Annotated in this window: 19 protein-coding genes and 2 tRNA genes; 9 read left to right on the top strand and 12 right to left on the bottom strand. The window is 61.0% G+C overall.

Annotation, left to right across the window (positions count from 1 at the left end; all coding sequences use genetic code 11):
- Positions 1–12 precede the first annotated feature (12 nt).
- From NAT49_RS00445 to hemA, 11 genes are all read right to left on the bottom strand, one after another.
- Positions 13–1,080 carry an ABC transporter substrate-binding protein gene (locus NAT49_RS00445; RefSeq protein WP_251589505.1) on the bottom strand — a complete coding sequence of 356 codons (1,068 nt, stop codon included), beginning with the start codon at positions 1,078–1,080 and terminating at the stop codon, positions 13–15.
- 106 nt (positions 1,081–1,186) lie between these two features.
- Positions 1,187–2,554 carry a glutamine synthetase family protein gene (locus tag NAT49_RS00440; RefSeq protein WP_251589503.1) on the bottom strand — a complete coding sequence of 456 codons (1,368 nt, stop codon included), beginning with the start codon at positions 2,552–2,554 and terminating at the stop codon, positions 1,187–1,189.
- 51 nt (positions 2,555–2,605) lie between these two features.
- Positions 2,606–3,670 carry an ABC transporter substrate-binding protein gene (locus NAT49_RS00435; RefSeq protein ID WP_251589501.1) on the bottom strand — a complete coding sequence of 355 codons (1,065 nt, stop codon included), beginning with the start codon at positions 3,668–3,670 and terminating at the stop codon, positions 2,606–2,608.
- Positions 3,671–3,716: 46 nt separating this feature from the next.
- Positions 3,717–4,526, bottom strand: a complete 810-nt coding sequence (locus tag NAT49_RS00430) for an ABC transporter permease (protein WP_251589499.1) — start codon at positions 4,524–4,526, stop codon at positions 3,717–3,719.
- Positions 4,523–5,443 carry an ABC transporter permease gene (locus tag NAT49_RS00425; RefSeq protein ID WP_251589498.1) on the bottom strand — a complete coding sequence of 307 codons (921 nt, stop codon included), beginning with the start codon at positions 5,441–5,443 and terminating at the stop codon, positions 4,523–4,525. Before NAT49_RS00425 ends, NAT49_RS00430 begins: the two co-directional genes overlap by 4 nt.
- A gap of 2 nt (positions 5,444–5,445) precedes the next feature.
- Positions 5,446–6,534: an ABC transporter ATP-binding protein gene (locus tag NAT49_RS00420; RefSeq protein WP_251589497.1), complete on the bottom strand. Its 1,089-nt coding sequence runs from the start codon at positions 6,532–6,534 to the stop codon at positions 5,446–5,448.
- 56 nt (positions 6,535–6,590) lie between these two features.
- Positions 6,591–7,868: an NAD(P)/FAD-dependent oxidoreductase gene (locus NAT49_RS00415; RefSeq protein WP_251589496.1), complete on the bottom strand. Its 1,278-nt coding sequence runs from the start codon at positions 7,866–7,868 to the stop codon at positions 6,591–6,593.
- 81 nt (positions 7,869–7,949) lie between these two features.
- Positions 7,950–8,705: a HesA/MoeB/ThiF family protein gene (locus NAT49_RS00410; RefSeq protein ID WP_251589495.1), complete on the bottom strand. Its 756-nt coding sequence runs from the start codon at positions 8,703–8,705 to the stop codon at positions 7,950–7,952.
- Positions 8,702–9,562, bottom strand: a complete 861-nt coding sequence (prmC, locus tag NAT49_RS00405) for a peptide chain release factor N(5)-glutamine methyltransferase (protein WP_309619133.1) — start codon at positions 9,560–9,562, stop codon at positions 8,702–8,704. The genes NAT49_RS00410 and prmC overlap by 4 nt, the downstream gene beginning before the upstream one ends.
- A 1-nt stretch (position 9,563) precedes the next feature.
- On the bottom strand, positions 9,564–10,655 hold the full coding sequence (gene prfA / locus NAT49_RS00400; RefSeq protein WP_251589494.1) for a peptide chain release factor 1: 1,092 nt from the start codon (positions 10,653–10,655) through the stop codon (positions 9,564–9,566).
- On the bottom strand, positions 10,652–11,929 hold the full coding sequence (gene hemA, locus NAT49_RS00395; protein WP_251589493.1) for a glutamyl-tRNA reductase: 1,278 nt from the start codon (positions 11,927–11,929) through the stop codon (positions 10,652–10,654). The genes prfA and hemA overlap by 4 nt, the downstream gene beginning before the upstream one ends.
- Positions 11,930–12,201: 272 nt before the next feature.
- Here hemA and NAT49_RS00390 point away from each other — a divergent pair, with 272 nt between their 5' ends.
- From NAT49_RS00390 to NAT49_RS00350, 9 genes are all read left to right on the top strand, one after another.
- Positions 12,202–13,911, top strand: a complete 1,710-nt coding sequence (locus tag NAT49_RS00390) for a tetratricopeptide repeat protein (RefSeq protein WP_251589492.1) — start codon at positions 12,202–12,204, stop codon at positions 13,909–13,911.
- A 31-nt stretch (positions 13,912–13,942) separates the two neighbouring features.
- A complete protein-coding gene (gene lolB, locus NAT49_RS00385) occupies positions 13,943–14,542 on the top strand; it encodes a lipoprotein insertase outer membrane protein LolB (protein WP_251589490.1) in 600 nt (199 codons plus the stop codon).
- The gene (gene ispE, locus NAT49_RS00380; protein WP_251589488.1) at positions 14,539–15,405 is read left to right on the top strand and encodes a 4-(cytidine 5'-diphospho)-2-C-methyl-D-erythritol kinase; all 867 of its coding nucleotides are present in this window, start codon (positions 14,539–14,541) and stop codon (positions 15,403–15,405) included. Before lolB ends, ispE begins: the two co-directional genes overlap by 4 nt.
- 21 nt (positions 15,406–15,426) lie before the next feature.
- A tRNA-Gln gene (locus NAT49_RS00375) sits at positions 15,427–15,501 on the top strand.
- A gap of 76 nt (positions 15,502–15,577) precedes the next feature.
- On the top strand, positions 15,578–16,519 hold the full coding sequence (locus NAT49_RS00370; protein WP_251589486.1) for a ribose-phosphate pyrophosphokinase: 942 nt from the start codon (positions 15,578–15,580) through the stop codon (positions 16,517–16,519).
- 102 nt (positions 16,520–16,621) lie between these two features.
- Positions 16,622–17,263: a 50S ribosomal protein L25/general stress protein Ctc gene (locus NAT49_RS00365; protein ID WP_251589484.1), complete on the top strand. Its 642-nt coding sequence runs from the start codon at positions 16,622–16,624 to the stop codon at positions 17,261–17,263.
- A 20-nt stretch (positions 17,264–17,283) separates the two neighbouring features.
- The gene (gene pth / locus NAT49_RS00360; protein WP_251589481.1) at positions 17,284–17,865 is read left to right on the top strand and encodes an aminoacyl-tRNA hydrolase; all 582 of its coding nucleotides are present in this window, start codon (positions 17,284–17,286) and stop codon (positions 17,863–17,865) included.
- Positions 17,866–17,908: 43 nt separating this feature from the next.
- The gene (gene ychF / locus NAT49_RS00355; RefSeq protein WP_251589479.1) at positions 17,909–19,000 is read left to right on the top strand and encodes a redox-regulated ATPase YchF; all 1,092 of its coding nucleotides are present in this window, start codon (positions 17,909–17,911) and stop codon (positions 18,998–19,000) included.
- A gap of 46 nt (positions 19,001–19,046) precedes the next feature.
- Positions 19,047–19,123, top strand: a tRNA-Met gene (locus NAT49_RS00350).
- 53 nt (positions 19,124–19,176) lie between these two features.
- On the opposite strand, the gene NAT49_RS00345 is transcribed toward NAT49_RS00350, so the two are convergent.
- A complete protein-coding gene (locus NAT49_RS00345; protein ID WP_251589477.1) occupies positions 19,177–20,469 on the bottom strand; it encodes a M18 family aminopeptidase in 1,293 nt (430 codons plus the stop codon).
- Between the last annotated feature and the right edge of the window lie 26 nt (positions 20,470–20,495).

The following is a 20,495-nucleotide window of genomic DNA, read 5'->3' as shown; positions in this document are numbered from 1 at the left end:
TACGCATTTGGCTCAGCGCGCGCGAAGCTCGGTCCAGAGCTGCTGTACGAACTGAAGGGTCTCGGCGTCAAGCGAGGCCGTGTACTTGAGCCGCTCACGCACGGCCGCGTCCGGCATCACCGGCGCCGAGCGAAGAATCGGCTTGAGGGCGTCGAGCGCATCCTTGTTCGGGGAGGAGTAAAACGTCCAGTTGGAGATCTGGGCAGCAACGCCCGGTTCACTTAAAAAATTGATGAACTGATGAGCCAATTCCGGGTTGGGTGCGTGCTTCGGGATGACCATCGTATCTACCCAGCGCTGGCTGCCCTCGCTGGGCACAAAAAACGCGATGTTCTTGAACGCCTCGGGGGATTCGGCCTTTTTGCGGGCATAATCGCCGTTATAGACCACGCCCACATCGATTACACCACGGCTCAGCTGATCGAGCGCGGCAAGCGCATCGACAAACCCGACGTAGTTGGGCCGTTTCATGGTGGGCTGGACCACTTTAGCCGCATCGATCCACGCCTGACGCGCCGGACAATCGAAGCCGTTGCCCAGATAGGCGCACGCCGAGGAGAGAGTGAACTGGCCGTCGCCCTTTAGAAGGCCGAACGGTCGGTCCGGGTTGGCATCGGCATCAAAGAGCGCCCCCCAGCTGTGCGGCAATTCGGGCAGCGCACTGGCGTCGTAGGCAATACCGGTCACGCCCCATTGATACGGCATGCTGTAGCGTCCGCTCGGGTCGTAGCTTGGGTCCTTGAACTCCTCGAGCAGGTGCGTGCGGTTCGGTAGTTTCGAAGCGTCGAGGGGCTGAACCAGGTCGGCCTGCTTCAGCCGGTCCACAAAATAGCCGGATGGAAACACCACGTCGTACTGGCGGTCGCCGCCAGCCTGCAGTTTGGCAAACATTTCGGCGTTGGAGTTATAGTAATTCTGGACGACACGCGCATCGAAGCGCTGCTCGAATTCATCGAGCACCGTCGGCGGCAGGTAATCCGTCCAGTTGAACAAGGTCAGTGTCTTGGGTGCGGCCATCGACGGCACGGAAATCGCCAGTGCCGCGCACATGAATACACCCTTGAATCGAGATATCACCATCGTGTTCCTTGTGGTTGTTTTCGTTTTCGTTGTTGTCGCTTTGGTGGTTAACGTGAAAATTGTTGTGGTCGCAGTGGGGTCCGGGCCCGCTCGACGCGCTCACGGATCACACTCGAAGCAGCAAATGCTCGCGCTCCCAGGAACTGATCACTCGGTAGTAGGCCTGATGCTCGGCCCGCTTCACCGCAAGATAGTTTTTCATGAAGCGCTCGCCCAGCACCTCGGTCAGCTCACTGCTGCGCTCCAGACGCTCGAGCGCCGGGCCTACATCGTTGGGCAGCACCGAGCTTTCGCTGTCGAGCGCCGACCCGCTCAAGGGCGCACGCGGCTCGAGTTTTTCGACCATGCCCAGATACCCGCAGGCCAGAGATACCGCCATCGCCAGATACGGATTGGCGTCGGCGCCGGGCAAGCGGTTTTCGACCCGCATGCTCTGAGCCGAGCCGACCGGCACCCGAAGGCCCGCGGTACGGTTGTCAAATCCCCACTCGACGTTGGTCGGCGCCGAGCCACTGAAGCCGCTGGGCATGAACCGGCGGTAGGAGTTGATATTGGGGGCAACAAGCGGCAGCGCCTCGGGCAGATAGCGCTGAAGCCCCGCCACGTGGTTCAGAAACAGCGCACTCGGCTCTCCCGTGTCATCGGCAAACAGGTTGCGCGTGCCACTCAAGTCCCAAAGGCTTTGGTGCAGATGCAGCGCGCTGCCCGGCTCGTTGGCCATGGGCTTGGCCATGAAGGTTGCGTACATGCCGTGGCGCAGCGCGGTCTCTCGCAGGGTGCGCTTGAAGATCACCACCTGATCGGCAAGCATCAACGGGTCGCCGTGCTGGAAGTTGACTTCCATCTGCCCGGCGCCTTCCTCATGAATCAGGGTGTCGATGTCGAGCCCTTCGGCCTCACAGAAGTCGTACATGTCCTCGAACAGCGGGTCGAACTCATTGACTGCATCGATGCTGTAGGACTGACGCCCGCTTTCCTGGCGCCCGGAGCGCCCGATCGGCGGCTCCAGAGGATAATCGGCGTCGGTATTGCTCTTGACCAGATAGAACTCGACCTCGGGCGCCACGACGGGCTTCCAGCCCTTGGCCTCATAAAGCTCGAGCACGCGCTTTAACACGTAACGCGGCGCGATCTCCACCGGCGAGCCATCGAGGTAGTAACAGTCGTGAATGATCTGGGCGACGGGGTCGGCTGCCCACGGCACCAGATAGACCGCAGATGGGTCTGCGACCAGCTGCATGTCGAGCTCGGCCGGGTTCCAGAACCTGAGTGCGTCGTCGTCCGGGTAGCCGCCGGTCACGGTCTGGATGAAAATCGAATCCGGAAGCCTCGGGCGCCCGGCATTCAGGTATTTGCCCGCAGGCATGATCTTGCCCTTGAGTACACCGGTCATGTCACTGACCAGGCATTCCACTTCGGTAATGCCGTGCTGCTCGAACCAGGCCTTCAAATCAGTGGTGTGTTTTAACGTCATAACCCCGCCCATCCGACCAAAAAAACGGGGCCAAACGGCCCCTTCGACGACTCAACGCGACTGCACTTCGCTCCAGATCTGCTGGAAGGTTTGAAGCGCCTCGCCGTCCAGGCTCGGTGTGAAATAAAGCTTCGCCATCTGCTCGTCGGTCGGCATCGCCGGCGGCACCTGAAGCTCGGGGTCCAGGTGTGGCACAGCGGCCTTGTTCGGCGTCGAATAGTAGTTGTAGTTCGAAAGCTGCGCCCCGACCTTCGCGTCCAGAATGAAATTGATGAACGCGTTGGCAAGCTCCGGGTGCGGCGCGCGCTTGGGAATCATCATGACATCGACCCAAAGCTCACTGCCTTCCTCCGGCAGTACGTACTCGAGGTACTTGAACCCATCGGGGTTTTCGGCCTTGTCGAGCAGATAATCGCCGTTGAAGGTCAGCGCAGCCTGAGTCACGCCGCGGGCCATCTGCGGAAGCGCCGGCGTGCCATCGACAAAGCCTGTAAAGTTATCGCGATGCTTGGTCTTTAAAAGCAGCTTGGCGGCCTCGGCCCAGCTCTTGCGGTCGGTGCACTGATAGCCCTTGCCGAGATAGGCGCACGCCGCACCGATCATGACCTGACCGTCGGTCATCATCGAAAACGGCTGACCGCCCGTCTGCTCGGGATCGAAGATCAACGACCAGCTTGCCGGTGCATCGGGGTAGGCCTTGGTGTTGTAGACGATGCCGGTCGTGCCCCACTGATACGGCGCAGAGTACGCCTGCCCCGGGTCATAGCTTGGGTGCTGGAACTTGTCCATCACGTTGGCCATGTTCGGAACCTTGTCGAGCTCGAGCGGCTGCACGAGCCCGGCCTTGATCAGGCGCGGCACGAAGTAGTTCGAGGGCACGATAACGTCGTACTGGGCGTCGCCCCCGGCCTGAAGCTTGGCGTACATTTCGGCAAGCGAGCCAAAATGACTTTCGACCACATCAACGTCGTACTTCGACTCGAACGCCTTGATGATGTCCGGGTCCATGTACTCGGTCCAGTTGAACAGATAAAGCTTCTGCGTCGCCCCGAAGGCGGAGCCGCAAAACAAGAGTCCGCCGGCGAGAAACGCGGGCCAGGACATGCGTCGGTTCATCGAAATGCTCCCTGTATCGAATACTGTGATTGTTATGTTGAGGGCCTCACCTGGAGGCGTCTGAACCTTTTGAGCGCGTGAAGGCAAGGCTGATGACCGCCGCGACCGCGACCGCTGCAATCATCAAGGACGCAATGGCGTTGATCTCGGGCGTCACCCCTTTTCGAATCGCGCCCCAAATGTAGATCGGAAGCGTCGAGCTTTCAGGACCTGCCGTAAAGAAGCTGATCACGAAATCGTCGATCGAAAGCGTGAACGACAGAAAAAAGGCCGACACCAGCGCCGGCTTGATCGAGGGCACGATGAAATGGCGCGCCCGATCAAACGGCGACGCGTAGAGATCTTTTGCGGCATCGAACAGCGTGGCATCAAGCCCCACAAAGCGTGAGTAGACGATCAGCGCCACGAAGGGAATCTGAAACGTCACATGCGAGAGCACCATGGTCCCAAGCCCCGGCGACAGCCAGCCGGTCAGGCTACTTATCCGCACGAAGAAGGTCATGTTCGAAATGCCGAACACGATGTCCGGCATCACGATCGGCAGATAGATCAAAACGATCAGCCAACCTAGCCGGCGCGCCCGGTGGCGATAGAGCCCGTAGCCCATCAACGTGCCGATAACGACCGCAGTGACCGACGAGATGATCGCAAGCACCAGGCTGTGGCCGAGCGAGGCCATGATCTGCTCGTTGCCCCAGAGCCGCTCGTACCAGCGCAGCGAAAACGACTCGAACAGCGCCGAGCTATTGATCGAGTTGAAGGAAAACAGCACCACCACTGCAAGCGGCAGGTACAAAAACGCCATCAATACCCACCAGAGACAGGCCAGGCTGCGCTTCAGTGAGGGCGACGTCATATGACCACCTCCTCACCGCCACCTGCGCGCCGGCCAAGCCGCCTCAGCAGAAATATTCCCAGAAGCGTCGCCACCAGCATCAGGAGCGAGGCCGCCGCCCCGTAGGGCCAGTTGGAGCCCCCGGCGAACTGCGAGGCCACCAGATTGCCGATCATCAGTGAACGCCCACCGCCCAGAAGCTCCGGCACCACGTACATGCCGAACGCCGGTACCGCCACCAGCACGATGCCGGCCAGAAGGCCAGGCAGCGTCTGGGGGAAGACCGCCACCCAGAACGCCTTGAGCGGCGAGGCGTAGAGGTCGCGGGCGGCCTCGACCAGGGTGGTGTCGAGCTTCTCGAACGCAGCGTACAGCGGCAGCACCATAAACGGCAGGAAGTTATAGATCAGGCCAAGGGTGACGGCAAAACTCGACGGAAAGAGCCCCATGTGCGGGGCAATCAGCCCAAGCGACTGCGCAAGGTTTGAAAGCGGCGTATCCGGTGCCAGCAGGTTCATCCACCCAAAGGCCCGGATGACCTGATTGGTCCAGGACGGCACGACAACCAGAAGCAGCATGATCGGCCGAAGGGATTGCCGACACAGGGTGATGTAATAGGCGATCGGATAGGCGATCACGACCACCAGCGCGGTCGCGACCACTGTCTGCCAGAGAGAGCGCAGCAGCGTGTAAAGATTGCCCGGGCTCCAGCCCAGAAACCCGAAGCCTGCCAGCTGGCGAAAGGCATCGAAGGTCAACGGCAGGCTTGGCTGGCCGTAGGTGCCATTGGTCAGAAACGCCATGCTCACCAGATAAAGGCTCGGCAGCACCAGAAAGAGCACGATCCAGAACGCGCCCGGCAGCGTGGTCAGTAAAAGATGGCGCGTTTCACGAAAGCGGAGCTGGCGAACCGAGCGCTCAAAGGGCCGTTTGCTCATCGTCAGCCGCCCTCACCGCGTACGGTCATCAGATCCGAAGGCGAGATGCTGATCGGCACGCGATCATCGGCTGCAAAGAGCTTCTGGCCCTGATTGCTGCTGAACGCCGTCAGCGCCACATCCTCGACCTGAAGCCGGTATTCGAAGTGGCTGCCGCGGTAAAAACTCTCGACCACAGTGGCGTCGAATCGATTGGGCTGGCCGAGCGCATCGTCACCGAGTTCGATGGTTTCCGGGCGAATCAGCACCAGATCGCCGTCGTTCATGTGCTCGGCGTCGGCCGGAAGCGTAAGCGGCCCGATCGCGGTGTCGAGCCGGTCGGCACCGCGGCGCTTGATCTCGAGCAGGTTCGAATGCCCCATGAAGCGGGCAACGAACGCATTGGCCGGGCGCTCGAACACGGCTCTGGGCGTATCGAGCTGCTGAATCTTGCCGTCGTTGAGTACCGCGATGCGATCGGACATCACCATCGCTTCCTGCTGATCGTGGGTCACGAACACGAACGTCATGCCAAGACGCCGCTGAATGCGTTGAAGCTCGACCTGAAGCTGGCCACGAAGCCCGGCGTCCAGCGCCGACAGTGGCTCGTCAAGCAAGAGCACATCCGGCTCGCACACCAGTGCACGGGCAAGCGCAATGCGCTGACGCTGGCCGCCGGAAAGCTGGTGAATGCGCCGGGAGAGCAGCGGGCTCAGCTTGATGAATTCGGCCATCTCCCGCACCCGGCGGGTGCGCTCGGCCTTGTCGACGCCCTGCATCTTGAGCCCGAAGCCGATGTTGTCCTCGACGCTCAAGTGGGGGAAAAGCGCGTAGGACTGAAAGACCGTATTGACGCTTCGCTTGTGCGGCGGCACCGCGGTCACATCGACCCCACCGATCGACACCACCCCGGCGTTGGGTGTATCGAGCCCGGCCAGAATGCGTAAAAGCGTGGTCTTGCCGCAGCCGGAGGGGCCGAGCAGCGTAAAGAACTCGCCGGCCTTGATGGTCAGGTCGACCCCGTCGAGCGCGATCGCCTCCCGACTGAAGGATTTTTCGACCCCTTCAAGCGTGATGGACGACGCTTTTCGGGCGGTTGATTCGTTGGCCAATGTCTCAGTTATACCTCGTTTCAAAACAGATCGTCCGGCATCGTCGTACCGAATCGCTACAGTCGATCCTTCAGCTTGTAAAACGACGTTGCCAGCACCAGTAGCGGCGTTCGCAAACGGCGGCCACCGGGAAAATCGCGATGGGTCAGGCGCGCGAACGCCTCGAACCGCTCGGAGCGACCCTCGATGGCCTCGGCCAGCAGCTTGCCGGCAAGCCCCGCCAACGCCATGCCGTGCCCGGAATAGCCGTGGGCAAAATAAAGCGTCTGGTCGATCACACCGAAATGCGGTGCCCGGTTTCGGGTGATCGCCACATCGCCGCCCCACCGATAGTCGATGGCAACGCCCTTGAGCACCGGAAAAAGCTCAGCCATCTTGGCCTGCATCCGGGGCAGCAACTGCCTCGGTTCACGTCCGTCGTAGCTGACCTGCCCCCCATAAAGAAGACGCCGGTCGCCCGAGAGTCGGTAGTAATCCAGCACGAAATTGGCATCGGACACCGCATCGTTTTGCGGCAGAACGTTTGCCACCTGCGCCTCGCTCAAGGGCTCGGTCGCGATGATGTAGTTGGCAACCGGCATGATCTTTGAGGCCACTTCCGGCACCAGCCCTACATGATAGGCGTTCACGGTCAGCACCGTACGCTGGGCGCGGATAGTGCCTGAAGGGGTATGCACACGGCAAGGCTCACCGCGTTCGATTCGCTCGGCCGGAGCGTGTTCGAACACCTGAACCCCGGCCGCCTTCGCCGCCCGCGCAAGGCCAAGCGTATAGTTGAGCGGATGCAGGTGCCCCGCTTCCGGCTCGAACAGACCGCCGGTATACGCCTCGGTCACGACCCGCTCTTGAAGCGACGCCTTATCGAGCCACTCAAGCCCCTCATAGCCATAACGCCCGGCAAGCGTTGCCTGCCACTGTTTGAGCGCACGCTCGTGACGCGGTTTCAACGCGGTGTGCACGTAGCCGCGGCGATAATCACAGTCGATGGCGTGGGTGTCGATCAAGGACTCGGTCAGCGCAAGCGCCTCACGGCTGAGCGCCCAGAGCGTTCGCGCGTCTTCAAGACCGACCTGCGCCTCGATCACGCTCATGTCCGTACCAAAGCCTGGAAGAATCTGACCGCCGCTGCGCCCGGAGGCGCCATGACCGATTCGAAAGGCCTCGATCAACGCAACGCGGAAGCCGGCACGCGCCAGATGAAGCGCCGTCGAACAGCCACTGACGCCGCCGCCCACCACACAGACATCGACCTCGAGTTCGCCCGAAAACGCAGGCGTTGGTTCGAACGGCACACGCACGCTATCTGCGTAGTAGGAATCGAGTGCAACAGACATGATGGCAGACCACTCCTTGTAGCGGGCGCGATGAGCGCAAACGCGAAAATGTCGTTTACATCAGGGCCGGCAGCGCCCCGATCAGGCAGGTCGACGCGCGGCGCACACCGGGCATTCAGGATCACGCGGGACGTCGAACTGACGCCACTCGCCGGTCAGGCCATCGAAACTTGAAAGCCCTTTTGCCGGCGTGCCAGCGCCGGCAAGAAGCTTGACCGCCTCGAGGGCCTGAAAGGTGCCGATCACGCCGACCAGTGGCGCGATCACACCGCTTTCCGCGCAACTAAGTGCCTCATCGCTGCCATCGTCCCCGTAAAGGCAGGCGTAACAGGGCGTCTCGCGGGCGCGAAAATCAAACACTGCAAGCTGGCCCGAAAAGCGAATGGCCGCACCGGAGACCAACGGCGTGTCAGTCTCGAGGCAGGCACGATTGATGGCGTAGCGGCTTGAAAACCGGTCGGTGCAATCAAGCACCACGTCCGCTGCACGAACAAGCTCGGAAAGACGCGCCGCATCGGGGCGCACCTGCACCGTCTCGATGAGGCACTGGCCGTTCAGCGCCTTGGCGCGCGCACAGGCAGAGGCCACCTTGGTCTCACCCAGCGCAGCCTCGGTATGAGCAATCTGACGCTGAAGGTTGGTCAGCTCGACGACGTCGTCATCGACCAGCGTCAGCCGCCCCACCCCGCTTGCCGCCAGATAAAGCGCTGCCGGCGACCCCAGCCCGCCGACGCCGATGATAAGCGCGTGCGCGCCGAGCAGCCGATCCTGACCGTCGATATCGACCTGAGGCAGCATGATGTGGCGGCTGTAACGCAAAAGCTCCTGGTCGTTCATTCACTCGCCTCCTTGCGCGCCGGCCAGAGCGCGCGCGTGACCCGCGGCTGACCGGCAAGATCCTTGAGCGTTTCAATGGCCGAGTAGCCCATGCGCTCGAACGCCCCTCGAACGCGCTCACCCTGCGCGAACCCATGCTCGAGCATCAAAAAGCCTTGAGGGTTCAAATGCGCCCGGGCGTGCTCGATCAGATACTCGAGATCCCGGTACCCCTCGTTCGACGCGATCAGGGCCGAATGGGGCTCGAAGCGCACATCACCGCGCTCGAGATGGGCATCGTTTGCATCGATGTAGGGGGGGTTGGAGACAATCAGGTCGAAGCGCTCGCCTGCAAGCGCCTTGAACCAATCACTTTGCGTGACCGCAATCTCAAGCCCCAGGCGCCGGGCATTTTCGTGGGCAAGCGCCACTGCGCCATCGACTCGGTCCACCGCGCTCACCTGCCAGCCGGGGCGCTCGCTCTTGAGCGCCAGTGCAACGGCGCCGGTGCCGGTGCCCAGGTCAAGCACGCAGCCCGTGGGCGCATGCATCACATCCAGGGCGCACTGAACCAGCGTTTCGGTATCGGGTCTTGGAATCAGGGTGCTGGCGTTGGTGTCGAGCATCAGGCCCCAGAATTCGCGCTGGCCGGTGAGATAGGCCACCGGTTCGCCGTTAGACCGCGCCTGAATCAACGCCTCGAACGTCTCAAACTCGGCCTGGGTCAGCACATGGTCGTTCCAGGTGTAGAGCCAGGTCCGCGTTTTACCCAGCACATGGGCAAGCAGCACTTCCACGTCAAGACGGGCGCTCTCGGAGCGGTCGCGCAGGCGGGTCGCGGCGCATTCGAGTGCCTCATCGACTCTCAGCAACGCCACCTCAGGACGCCTGCTGCATGGCCAGAAGCTGGTCGGCCTGATGCTCCTGAACCAGTGCATCGATGACTTCACCGAGTTCGGTCCCGGCCACGATGTCATTGAGCTTGTAGAGCGTCAGGTTGATGCGGTGATCGGTCACGCGCCCCTGCGGAAAATTGTAGGTGCGAATGCGCTCGCTGCGATCGCCCGAACCCACCAGCGAGCGTCGCTCATCGGCCTGCTGCTGGCGCTGGGCGCTCTCGGCCGACTGCTTCAGTCGCGCCGCCAGCAGTGACATCGCTTTTGCGCGGTTCTTGTGCTGGGAGCGCTCGTCCTGGCACTCAACCACCGTGTTGGTCGGCAGGTGCGTAATGCGGATGGCCGAGTCGGTGGTATTGACGTGCTGGCCGCCTGCGCCGCTCGAACGAAAGGTGTCAACGCGAAGGTCGGATGCGTTGAGTTCCACATCATCGACGCTGTCGGCTTCGGGCATGACGGCAACCGTACAGGCCGAGGTATGGATACGGCCCTGGGACTCGGTGGCCGGTACCCGCTGCACCCGGTGGGCGCCGGACTCAAACTTCAGCCGGCCGTATACCCCCTGTCCGGAGAGCCGCGCGATGACTTCCTTGTAGCCCCCGTGCTCGCCAAGACTCTGGCTGATGATCTCGACCCGCCAGCCCTGAAGTTCGCCGTAGCGCGAATACATCCGAAACAGATCGCCTGCGAAGAGCGCCGCTTCGTCACCGCCGGTGCCGGCGCGCACCTCGAGGAACACGCTCCGCTCATCGTTGGGGTCTTTCGGCACCAGCAGCTTCTTGAGCGTGGTTTCCTGAGCATCAAGCGCTGCATCCAGTTCGTGAAGCTCGTCTTCGGCCATGGCACGCATGTCGGCGTCATCGTCGTGGCGCATGGCTTCGGCCGCCGAACGGTCACTTTCAAGACCGCGATAACGGCTCCAGGCCTCGACCAGAGACTCGAGGTCTGCGTACTCGCGGGAATAGGCTCGAAACGATTTTTGATCACCGATCACATCGGGGTCGGAGAGAAGAGCCGACAGCTCCTCGAAGCGCTCATCGAACGAATCGAGACGCTGGCGCAGCGATGCTTTCATGACGGGTCCTGTTCTGCCTCTAGCGGGTCCAGCAGCAGCTCTTCGGCAGCCAGCAGGAGGTCGTGTCGCTCGGCCCCCGAGGCGTCGCGCAGCCGTTTGGTGGTGCCGTGCAAGAGCTTGTTGCTGAGTTGATGCGATAAACGTCGGATGACTTCTTCGGCAGGCTGGCCCTGAGCCAGCTGCTGAAGCGCCTGCTCCTCGGAGGTGCGGCGCAAGCTCTCGGCCTGAAGTCGGTACTGCTTGATCATCTGGCCGGCGCTTCGAACGCGGCGCTCGTGCTGCCAGGTATCCACACCGTCCGCGATGATCGCCTCGGCCTGATCGGCGGCGGCCTGGCGCTGACGTCGGTTTTCCTCGATCACCTCATGAAGGTCATCGACGCTATAGAGAAAGACGTCATCGAGATCACCGACCTGAGACTCGATGTCTCGCGGCACGGCAATGTCGACCATGAACATGGGCCGATACCTGCGCGCCTTGAGCGCCCCCTCGACCATGCCCTTGCCGAGAATCGGCAGCGGGCTTGCGGTGGAGGAAATCACGATGTCGGCACAGGTCAGCGCGGACGGAATCTCTTCCAGGCTGATCGCGACGCCACCGACTTCGTCCGCAAGCGTCTGCGCCCGCTCCTGGGTGCGATTGGCAACGATCACGCCCTGTATGCCCGCCTCGCGCAGATGGCGCGCGACCAGCTCAATGGTCTCACCGGCACCGATCAACAGCGCCCGCGAGCGCGTGAAGTCGTCGAAAATGCGACTGGCCAGATTGACCGCGGCAAAGGCGATCGACACCGGATGCTCACCGATATCGGTGTCGGTGCGCACCTGCTTCGCGATCGAAAAGGTATGCTGAAAGAGCCGGTCGAGCTCCCCATGAACGGCTTCGTGGTAGCGCGCCTTCTGATAGGCGTCCTTGATCTGACCGAGGATCTGGGGCTCGCCGAGCACCATCGAGTCGAGGCCACACGCCACCCGCATCAGGTGGCGAACGGCGTCGCTTCCGACATAGCTGTAGCTGCATTCGAGAATGTCATTGGCAGGTACACCGTGGTAGGCGCTCAGCCAGTCGATGATCGCGCCTTCGCCATCGGGATGCGCGAGCATGCAGTAGATTTCGGTACGGTTGCAGGTCGACAGAACCACGGCGCTCTTGATGCCCTCGAGCGCGGCCAGCTCGACGAATGCATCCTGCAGCTCGACCGGTGAAAACGCGATCTTTTCGCGCACATCCACCGCTGCCGTTCTGTGATTGATCCCCAGTGCGAGAAGCGTCATAGTAGCCTGTCGTTCAAAGCGCCGAGTCGTGGGAGACGATCCAGCCTCACCCCGGTCAGACCGTTCACTGCGAGAAATTTCCTCACCGGTCTCGGGAATGGCGGCCCTCGAAAAGATATTCATCATCGGCTCATCGGGAGCAACGTCAAGCCCCCGCTCTTGAAAAATAGCGGACATTCTACCATAGCGTGCGTGTCCTTGGGATGCCGTAATGTTGACGCGATGACGCACCACCGCCAAAGCATTCTGATCTTTCAATATACGGGGCGAAAATGCGGGCTCGCACATTATTCTTTCCTATAATCGCTATTGGCCTGGGCGCTGCACTGAGCGGCTGCGCCCCGCTTTCGACCTCGCGCGAACCCGCAGACGACACTTACGCCTCACCCCGGGCCAACGCCCTCGCGACCCTTATTTCCGGCGAACTCTCCGCAAGGCGCGGCGACTTCACCGGCGGGTCGAAGGCCTATCTGACCCAAAACCGCCATACGCCGTCCGCCGCACTGCTCGAGCGCGCCACGGAACTTGCAAGCCAGAGCAGCGATGAAACGCTTCTTTTACAAAGCGCAGAGCTATGGTCCGAAGCCGCACCAGAGAAAAGCACCCCCTGGCAGATTCTCGCTGACCTTTACAGCACGCAGGAAAACTGGCCGGCAGCGCTCGATGCGCTGATTCACTTGAGGGAAAGCCCGACGCCGCCCCCGGAGTACGCGCTGGTCGATTTCATCGACTACCTGATTCAGCGCGGCGCACCGCCCGAGACCCTGATTCCGGAACTGTCACGCCACCTCGGCACGCACCCGGACGATCACGACGCACGACTTGCACTCATCCTTGCCAACGTCCGCGCAGAGCGCCTTGACGCCGCCGCGGCCGAACTCATGCGCGCGCACGGCCTGGGGCCGGTGCCCGAATTCTGGCTGATCAGTGCGCTGTATCATCAGGCGCGGGGGGATACCGGACGCGCCGAGCAGGCTGCCCGAGAGGGCGTCAAACGCGACGCAAGCGACGCGCGCCTTTGGCTTGCGCTGACGCAAAGCGCGCTCGCCCAGCAGGACGTCGCGACAGCCTCTACCGCAGCCCAGAGACTGGTGGCACTTCGCCCCGACGACACCGAACTTCACACCGCCCTGATCGATGAAGCCATTCGACACCGCGCCATCGAGACTGGGTTCAAGGTGGTTGAGGCCCGCGCCGCGCGAAACGAACGCGACCAGGGGATTACTGACGTCCTGACTGCTCGACTCCACATCGCAAGCGATGAACCCGAACGTGCGCTGACTGCGCTTTTAGCGGTACCGGAAGGCCCGCTGTTTCTCGCCTCGCGCCGGCAAGGCATTGACGTGCTGCTTGAGCACACCAATCCTCACCGGGCGATTCTTCTGATCCAGCAACAACAGCAGGCCCATCCCGACTATTGGCTCGACCTTGTCGACATCGAACTGGACCTGCTCGATCGGCTATCCCCCTTTTCGGCCGCCGATCGTCGGCTCGACGAACTGATCGAGCAGATGCCCGAGCATCGAGACGAACTGGCCTACACAAAGGCCATGCACGCACTCGATCATGGTCGGGTTCAAAAAGCGCTTGCCGAACTTGATGCGCTCCTTGAGCGCACGCCCGAAAGCCCTCGGGTGCTCAATGCCTACGGCTACACGCTTGTCACTCGAACGCCCCATCTAGCCAGAGGCACAGCCCTGCTCGAGCAGGCCCACCGTCTGGCGCCGGACCACCCCGCGATCCAGGACAGCCTAGGGTGGGCCTACATCAAGGCCGAACGGTACCGGGATGGCATTTTGCTCTTGAAGCGTGCCTACATGGACGCGCCAGACGATGAGATCGCTTCACACCTCATCGAGGCCCTGTGGCTTGATCATCACCGGCCTCAGGCACGACGCCTGCTCGACGACGCCCTACAGCGCTTTGATGAAACGCCTGCGTTAAACGACTTGCTGTCACGCTATCCCGACCTTACCCTCTAGATCACCTTGACTCATGAGAAGCGACCTCCCCATGCGACGACTGATGGTTATTGCCGCCTTTGCCCTGATCGCCGGCTGTGCAACCCAGGCCCCGGGGCCCAACGGCACCCGACACATCGGTGACTGGAAAAGTCAGCAGACCCAGATCGAGGCGCTTGATGCCTGGACTCTGATGGGTAAGGTCGCGCTGAGCGCGCCCGACACCCACCAAAGCGCCAACCTGGACTGGACCCAAGCGGGCACGCACTACCGAATGCTGCTGACGGGCCCCTTCGGTGCAGGCCGTACGACGCTTGACGGTGAACCCGGAAACGTCAGCCTGAGCAACAGTGAGGGCACCTTCAGCGCGCCCTCGCCCGAGGCGCTGATGCAGTCACGGCTTGGCTGGTCACTGCCGGTCTCGGCACTCGATCACTGGGTCAAGGCCGAGCCGGCACCACACTCGGACAGCAACATCGAGCGCGATGAACTTGGCTTCCCCAAAACGCTTGAACAGGATGGCTGGACGATCACCTACAGCAAATGGACCAATGTCGACAGCCTTTGGCTGCCCGGACGCATCAGCATGATTCAGGGTGAGCTGCGCGTGGTCATGATCGTGACAAAATGGCAGCCCGAGGCCGGCAAATGAGTCTCACCCTGCCGGCCCCGGCCAAGCTCAACCTGATGCTTCATATCACAGGTCGCCGTGATGACGGCTACCACCTGCTTCAGACCGTGTTTCAACTGCTCGATTACGGCGACACGCTCACCTTTGAGGCCGCATCCGGCTTTGAGCTTACGCTCACCCCGGCGCTTGAGGGGGTTGCAGAGCACGACAACCTGATCATTCGGGCTGCAGAGCTTCTGCGCAGGCACACCGGCTGCGCCCAGGGCGCACGCATCTCGCTCGAAAAGCGCCTGCCGATGGGCGGCGGCATCGGCGGCGGCAGTTCGAACGCGGCAACGACCCTGCTCGGGCTGAACGCCTTATGGCAACTCGACCTCTCTCTTGAAACGCTTGCAGAACTGGGCGCGACACTTGGGGCCGACGTGCCCGTGTTCGTTCGTGGCCGAAGCGCCTTTGCCGAAGGCGTCGGTGAGCGTCTGACCGCGATCGATCTTCCTGAAGTGCCCTACATCGTGCTTCATCCAGGGCCTCAGGTATCGACCAAAACCGTATTCGGCGCTCCGGATCTGCCACGGACAACCCCGATGCTTTCCATGGATGAGGCGCTCCTGCGCCCTGACAACGACTGCGAGGCCATCGTTTGTGCGCACTATCCGGCCATCGATGACGCCCTTGCCTGGCTCTCAACTTTCGGGCCCGCCCGACTGACCGGCACCGGCGGATGCGTGTTCTGCCCCTTGACGTCGCATGAGGAGGCCGATAACATTCTGCGCCGTATTCAGCAGGAGCGTGACGCCCGCAGTGACCGTCAGCAGTGGCAGGCGTTTATTGCTAACGGCTTGAATACTTCTCCCCTTCACATTGCCTTAAACAAGGTTGGGTAATGTGACTGGCAGACGACGTGTTGGGGTATAGCCAAGTGGTAAGGCACCGGTTTCTGGTACCGGCATTCCCAGGTTCGAGTCCTGGTACCCCAGCCATTTCAATGGCGTCTGACTCAGTCGTTCTTGCTCTGATTTCTCTACGATTTCCACTAGCGTCCAAAGGTGGCCACGCGTGTCTAAACTGATGGTTTTCGCGGGGAATGCCAACCCCGAACTCGCCCGCAAAGTTGCAGAATGCCTCGACAACCGATTGGGCCATGCAACAGTCGGCCAGTTCAGCGATGGAGAAATCGCCGTCGAGATCAATGAAAACGTTCGCGGCAAGGACGTCTTCATTCTGCAGTCGACCTGCTCCCCGACCAACGACAACATCATGGAACTGATCCTGATGGTCGATGCCCTGCGTCGTGCCTCGGCCACGCGCATCACCGCGGTCATTCCCTACTTCGGTTATGCCCGCCAGGACCGCCGCGTTCGCTCCGCGCGCGTCCCGATCTCGGCCAAGGTCGTGGCCGACATGATGGTCAAGGCAGGCGTCGACCGCGTCATGACCATGGATCTTCACGCCGACCAGATCCAGGGCTTTTTCGATGTCCCGGTAGATAATGTCTACGGCTCGCCGATTCTCCTCGACGACATCGAACGCCAGAACTACGACGACATCGTCGTGGTCTCGCCCGATGTCGGTGGCGTTGTCCGCGCTCGCGCCATCGCCAAGCAGTTGAATACCGATCTCGCCATCATCGATAAGCGTCGCCCGCAGGCCAACCAGGCCCAGGTCATGCACATCATCGGCGAGATCAAGGACCGGACCTGCATTCTGGTCGATGACATGGTCGATACCGCAGGCACACTCTGCAAGGCCGCCGAGGCGCTCAAGGAGCACCAGGCGCGCCGGGTTGTCGCCTATGCAACCCACCCGATCCTGTCCGGCCCCGCGGTCGATAACATCACCCAGTCCAAGCTTGACGAACTGGTCGTTGGGGATACTATCCCGCTGTCCGAAGCCGCCCGCCGAAGCGGCAAGATTCGCCAGCTCAGCATGGCTGGGCTGATTGCCGAGGCGATCCGTCGCGTCAGCAACGAAGAATCCGTCAGTGCCATGTTTCATTGATCACTGATCGATAGGCGCATTTGCGCCAAAGCGACGAATACGGATGACCTGGTCGCGGGCATCCGTATTCGTGTTCATTACCTCTTAAAGAGTAACTACACCATGTCAAATCAGTTCACATTGAAAGCTCAAGATCGCAGCGACCTGGGGAAAGGTGCGAGCCGCCGCCTGCGTCGTCAGGGCGATGTCGTACCGGCCATCATCTACGGTGGTGAAACTGCCCCGAAACCGGTCGCCATCGATAAGCCGTCGTTCTACAAGGCCATCGAAAGTGAGTCGTTCTTCTCTTCAGTCGTTGTTCTCGACATCGCCGGCCAGAAAGAAAGCGTGGTCATCCGTGACCTGCAGCGTCACCCGTACAAGCCGCTGATCACTCACGCCGACTTCATGCGCGTCGACGACACGCATGAGCTGACCACGACCGTTCCGCTGCACTTCGCCAACGATGAAGCCTGCAAGGGCGTCAAGGATGAAGGCGGTGTACTGCACGTTCTGAACAACGACGTCGAAATCAGCTGCCTGCCGCAGAATCTGCCGGAATACCTGGAAGTCGACGTTGCCGGTCTTGGCCTTGGTGAAACGCTGCACCTGTCCGACATCCCGCTGCCGGAAGGCGTGACGCTGGTCGCCCTGTCCCATGGCGAAGAGTCCGACTACGGCATCGTCAGCATCACCCATGCCGACAAGGGCACGGAAGGTGACGGCGAAGGCGACGACGCCGAAAGCACCACCACCGAAGACTGATAAACCAACAGGACACCTGCATGACGGCTATTCGAGCCCTGATCGGCCTGGGCAACCCGGGCCAACAGTACGAGCATACCCGCCACAATGCAGGTGCCTGGTTTATCGAGGCTTTCGCAAGGGCGTGCAACACGCCCTTGCGACCTGAAAAGAAATTTTTCGGGCAGTACGCCAAGATCACCTATCAAGGGCATGAGCTGCACCTGTTGGTGCCCACGACGTTCATGAACCGCAGCGGCCAGGCGGTCTCGTCTCTGGCCAAGTTCTTCAAGTTTCCAACATCTGCGTTTCTTGTCGCCCATGATGAGCTCGATATTCCATCGGGTCAGGCGCGCCTGAAACAAGGTGGCGGCCATGGCGGGCACAACGGACTTCGAGACATCATCAGCGCCCAAGGCAACGATCGCGAGTTCATGCGCCTGCGGCTCGGCATCGATCATCCGGGCAACGCCAAGCTGGTCACCAATCATGTACTCAGCGCCCCCGGAAAAGCCGAGCGACAGTCAATCGATGACGCCATCGATGCGTCGATCAATGTCCTGCCCCTGCTGCTTCAGGGCGATTCGGCACGCGCCATGAGTCAGCTGCACAGCATCAAATAATCCAGCACATCGCATCAGGCGATTCGAACGACAGGATGACACCATGGGTTTCAACTGCGGCATTGTCGGACTACCGAACGTCGGCAAGTCGACGCTTTTCAACGCGCTGACCAAATCCGGCATCGACGCCGAAAACTTCCCCTTTTGCACCATCGAACCCAATACGGGCATCGTCCCGGTCCCGGACCCGCGCCAGGAGGCTCTGGCCGCCATCGTAAAGCCGGAAAAAGTGGTTCCGACGACCATGGAGTTCGTTGACATCGCAGGTCTGGTCGCCGGTGCGTCCAAGGGTGAAGGGCTTGGCAATCAGTTTCTGGCCAACATTCGTGAAACCGACGCCATCGCCCATGTCGTACGCTGCTTCGACAACGACAACGTGATTCACGTGGCCAATCAGGTCGACCCGAAAGCCGACATCGAAACGATCAACATCGAGTTGGCGCTTGCGGATCTGGACAGCGTCGAGCGCAGCATTACGCGCCTGGCGCGCACCGCCAAGGGCGGCGACAAGGACGCCATCGCCACCAAGGCCGTGCTTGAAAAGATTCAGCCACATCTGGCCGAAGGTCAGCCGCTTCGAAGCTTCTCGCTGACCGCCGATGAACTTCAGCTCATCAAGAGCTACGGCTTCATGACCCTGAAGCCGACCATGTACATCGCCAACGTCAATGAAGACGGGTTCGACAACAACCCCTACCTCGACATCGTGCGGGGCATTGCCGAAGAAGAAGGCGCTATCGTGGTGCCGGTCTGCAATAAGCTCGAGTCCGAAATCGCCGAACTCGAAGACGATGAGCGCGCCATGTTTCTGGATGAACTCGGCATGAGCGAGCCGGGCCTTGATCGCGTCATTCGTGCAGGCTATGACCTGCTCGGGCTCGAGACCTACTTCACCGCGGGCGTCAAGGAAGTGCGCGCCTGGACGGTCCCGAAAGGCTCTACCGCGCCTCAGGGCGCCGGTGTGATTCACACCGATTTTCAGAAAGGCTTCATTCGCGCCGAAGTTGTCTCCTACGCCGATTTCATCGCCTACAACGGCGAAGCCGGCGCCAAGGAAGCCGGTAAATGGCGCCTTGAAGGCAAGGACTACATTGTCAAGGACGGCGACGTGATCCACTTCCGGTTCAACGTTTAAGTACTTGACTTGAAACGGGGGCGTCCGTATAGTCTGCACCCGTTACGGCTACGTAGCTCAGCTGGTTAGAGCACATCACTCATAATGATGGGGTCCCCTGTTCGAATCAGGGCGTAGCCACCAAATTTAAAAAACCCGCCTTCTGGCGGGTTTTTTATTGCCTGCTGATTGGCTCATCATTCATTCGGTTTGCAGAACGCGCCCAGGGCAGCAATCAGGTGCGCCGGATCTCTTGCGCCGGTAGTCTCACGCACCGAGTGCATCGCCCACTGAGACAGCCCGACGTCCAGTGTTGGAATACCAAGCTCTGTTGCCGTAATCGGCCCAATGGTACTGCCGCACCCCATATCCGCTCGCGTCACGAACGACTGCACTGGCACTTCAGCGCGTTCGCAGGCATCACGGAATAGGGCCTCGGTTGCGCTGTTGGTCGCATACCGTTGATTGGCATTGACCTTGATCACAGGCCCGCCGTTGATCGCCGGCCCATGGTTACGGTCGTGTTTGTCCGGGTAGTTCGGATGCAGCGCATGCGCGTTATCGCAGGAGACCATGCATGAGCTCTGAATCATTCGGACAAACCCCTCACTGCCGCCAAGCCCGACGCTTGACTCATTGATGCGCGAAAGCACATCACGCAGAAATGATCCCTGAGCACCACTGGCGCTGGCACTGCCCACTTCCTCATGATCGTTGGCCACCAGAAGCACCGCCTGATCGCCCTCCAGCGCCGCCATCGCCGACGTCGTACAAAAGCATGAGAGCAGATTATCGAGGCGCGCACTTGCGATCAGCCCACCCTCACCTCCGATCCGACCGGCCGGCTGGGTGTCATAGAGGCAAAGCTCATGCCCGAGAATAGCCTCGATATCGGCGCCAGCTTGCGTCTTTATCAGGCTCAGCAAGGGGTTATCATCGGCGCAAGCGCCCTGCCAGACCACGGGAGCCATCTGCGTCTGGGCATTGAAGGAGCGGTTCTGGTTGGCCTCTCGGTCCATATGGATGGCCAGCGAAGGTATGATGGCAATTGGCTTATTGGTATTAATTAGGATACCTTCAACTTTTCCATTGCTGCGCCGCACATGCACGCGTCCGGCAAGCCCCAGATCACGATCGAACCACGGTGCCAGCAAGACACCTCCATAGACTTCGACTCCGAACTGCAGCCAGTCGCGCGAACGCTGAACGGGGTCTGACTTGAGCCGCAGACAAGGACTGTCCGTATGCGCCCCCATCATGCGAAAGCCATCAAGCCCGCCCGTCGGTACCTGGAAGGCAATCACTGCGCTGTCGTTTCGCGTCACGTAATAGCGGCCACCCGGTGTTAGTGTCCAGGCTGACCGCTCGTCCAATGCCTGATACCCTGAGCGCGCAAGCATGTCAGTCATGTTGCGGGTGGCGTGCCAAGCGGTCGGCGATGCGTCCAAGAACTCACACAGCTGATCTTGTACCTGGGAAACTGAAACCATAAAAAACGCCTCTATCTTTTGCATAA

The sequence above is a fragment of the Larsenimonas suaedae genome (genome assembly GCF_023712105.1).
GTDB lineage: Bacteria > Pseudomonadota > Gammaproteobacteria > Pseudomonadales > Halomonadaceae > Larsenimonas > Larsenimonas suaedae.
The sequence above is the reverse complement of the archived record's forward strand: the minus strand, read 5'-3'. Positions and strand labels throughout refer to the sequence as shown.

Bases quoted from the DNA above. Each gene is read 5' to 3' on its own strand.
- NAT49_RS00445 (WP_251589505.1), bottom strand. From the start codon at position 1,080: ATGGTGATATCTCGATTCAAGGGTGTATTCATGTGCGCGGCACTGGCG.
- NAT49_RS00440 (WP_251589503.1), bottom strand. From the start codon at position 2,554: ATGACGTTAAAACACACCACTGATTTGAAGGCCTGGTTCGAGCAGCAC.
- NAT49_RS00435 (WP_251589501.1), bottom strand. From the start codon at position 3,670: ATGAACCGACGCATGTCCTGGCCCGCGTTTCTCGCCGGCGGACTCTTG.
- NAT49_RS00430 (WP_251589499.1), bottom strand. From the start codon at position 4,526: ATGACGTCGCCCTCACTGAAGCGCAGCCTGGCCTGTCTCTGGTGGGTA.
- NAT49_RS00425 (WP_251589498.1), bottom strand. From the start codon at position 5,443: ATGAGCAAACGGCCCTTTGAGCGCTCGGTTCGCCAGCTCCGCTTTCGT.
- NAT49_RS00415 (WP_251589496.1), bottom strand. From the start codon at position 7,868: ATGTCTGTTGCACTCGATTCCTACTACGCAGATAGCGTGCGTGTGCCG.
- NAT49_RS00410 (WP_251589495.1), bottom strand. From the start codon at position 8,705: ATGAACGACCAGGAGCTTTTGCGTTACAGCCGCCACATCATGCTGCCT.
- prfA (WP_251589494.1), bottom strand. From the start codon at position 10,655: ATGAAAGCATCGCTGCGCCAGCGTCTCGATTCGTTCGATGAGCGCTTC.
- hemA (WP_251589493.1), bottom strand. From the start codon at position 11,929: ATGACGCTTCTCGCACTGGGGATCAATCACAGAACGGCAGCGGTGGAT.
- NAT49_RS00390 (WP_251589492.1), top strand. From the start codon at position 12,202: ATGCGGGCTCGCACATTATTCTTTCCTATAATCGCTATTGGCCTGGGC.
- lolB (WP_251589490.1), top strand. From the start codon at position 13,943: ATGCGACGACTGATGGTTATTGCCGCCTTTGCCCTGATCGCCGGCTGT.
- ispE (WP_251589488.1), top strand. From the start codon at position 14,539: ATGAGTCTCACCCTGCCGGCCCCGGCCAAGCTCAACCTGATGCTTCAT.
- NAT49_RS00365 (WP_251589484.1), top strand. From the start codon at position 16,622: ATGTCAAATCAGTTCACATTGAAAGCTCAAGATCGCAGCGACCTGGGG.
- pth (WP_251589481.1), top strand. From the start codon at position 17,284: ATGACGGCTATTCGAGCCCTGATCGGCCTGGGCAACCCGGGCCAACAG.
- ychF (WP_251589479.1), top strand. From the start codon at position 17,909: ATGGGTTTCAACTGCGGCATTGTCGGACTACCGAACGTCGGCAAGTCG.
- NAT49_RS00345 (WP_251589477.1), bottom strand. From the start codon at position 20,469: ATGGTTTCAGTTTCCCAGGTACAAGATCAGCTGTGTGAGTTCTTGGAC.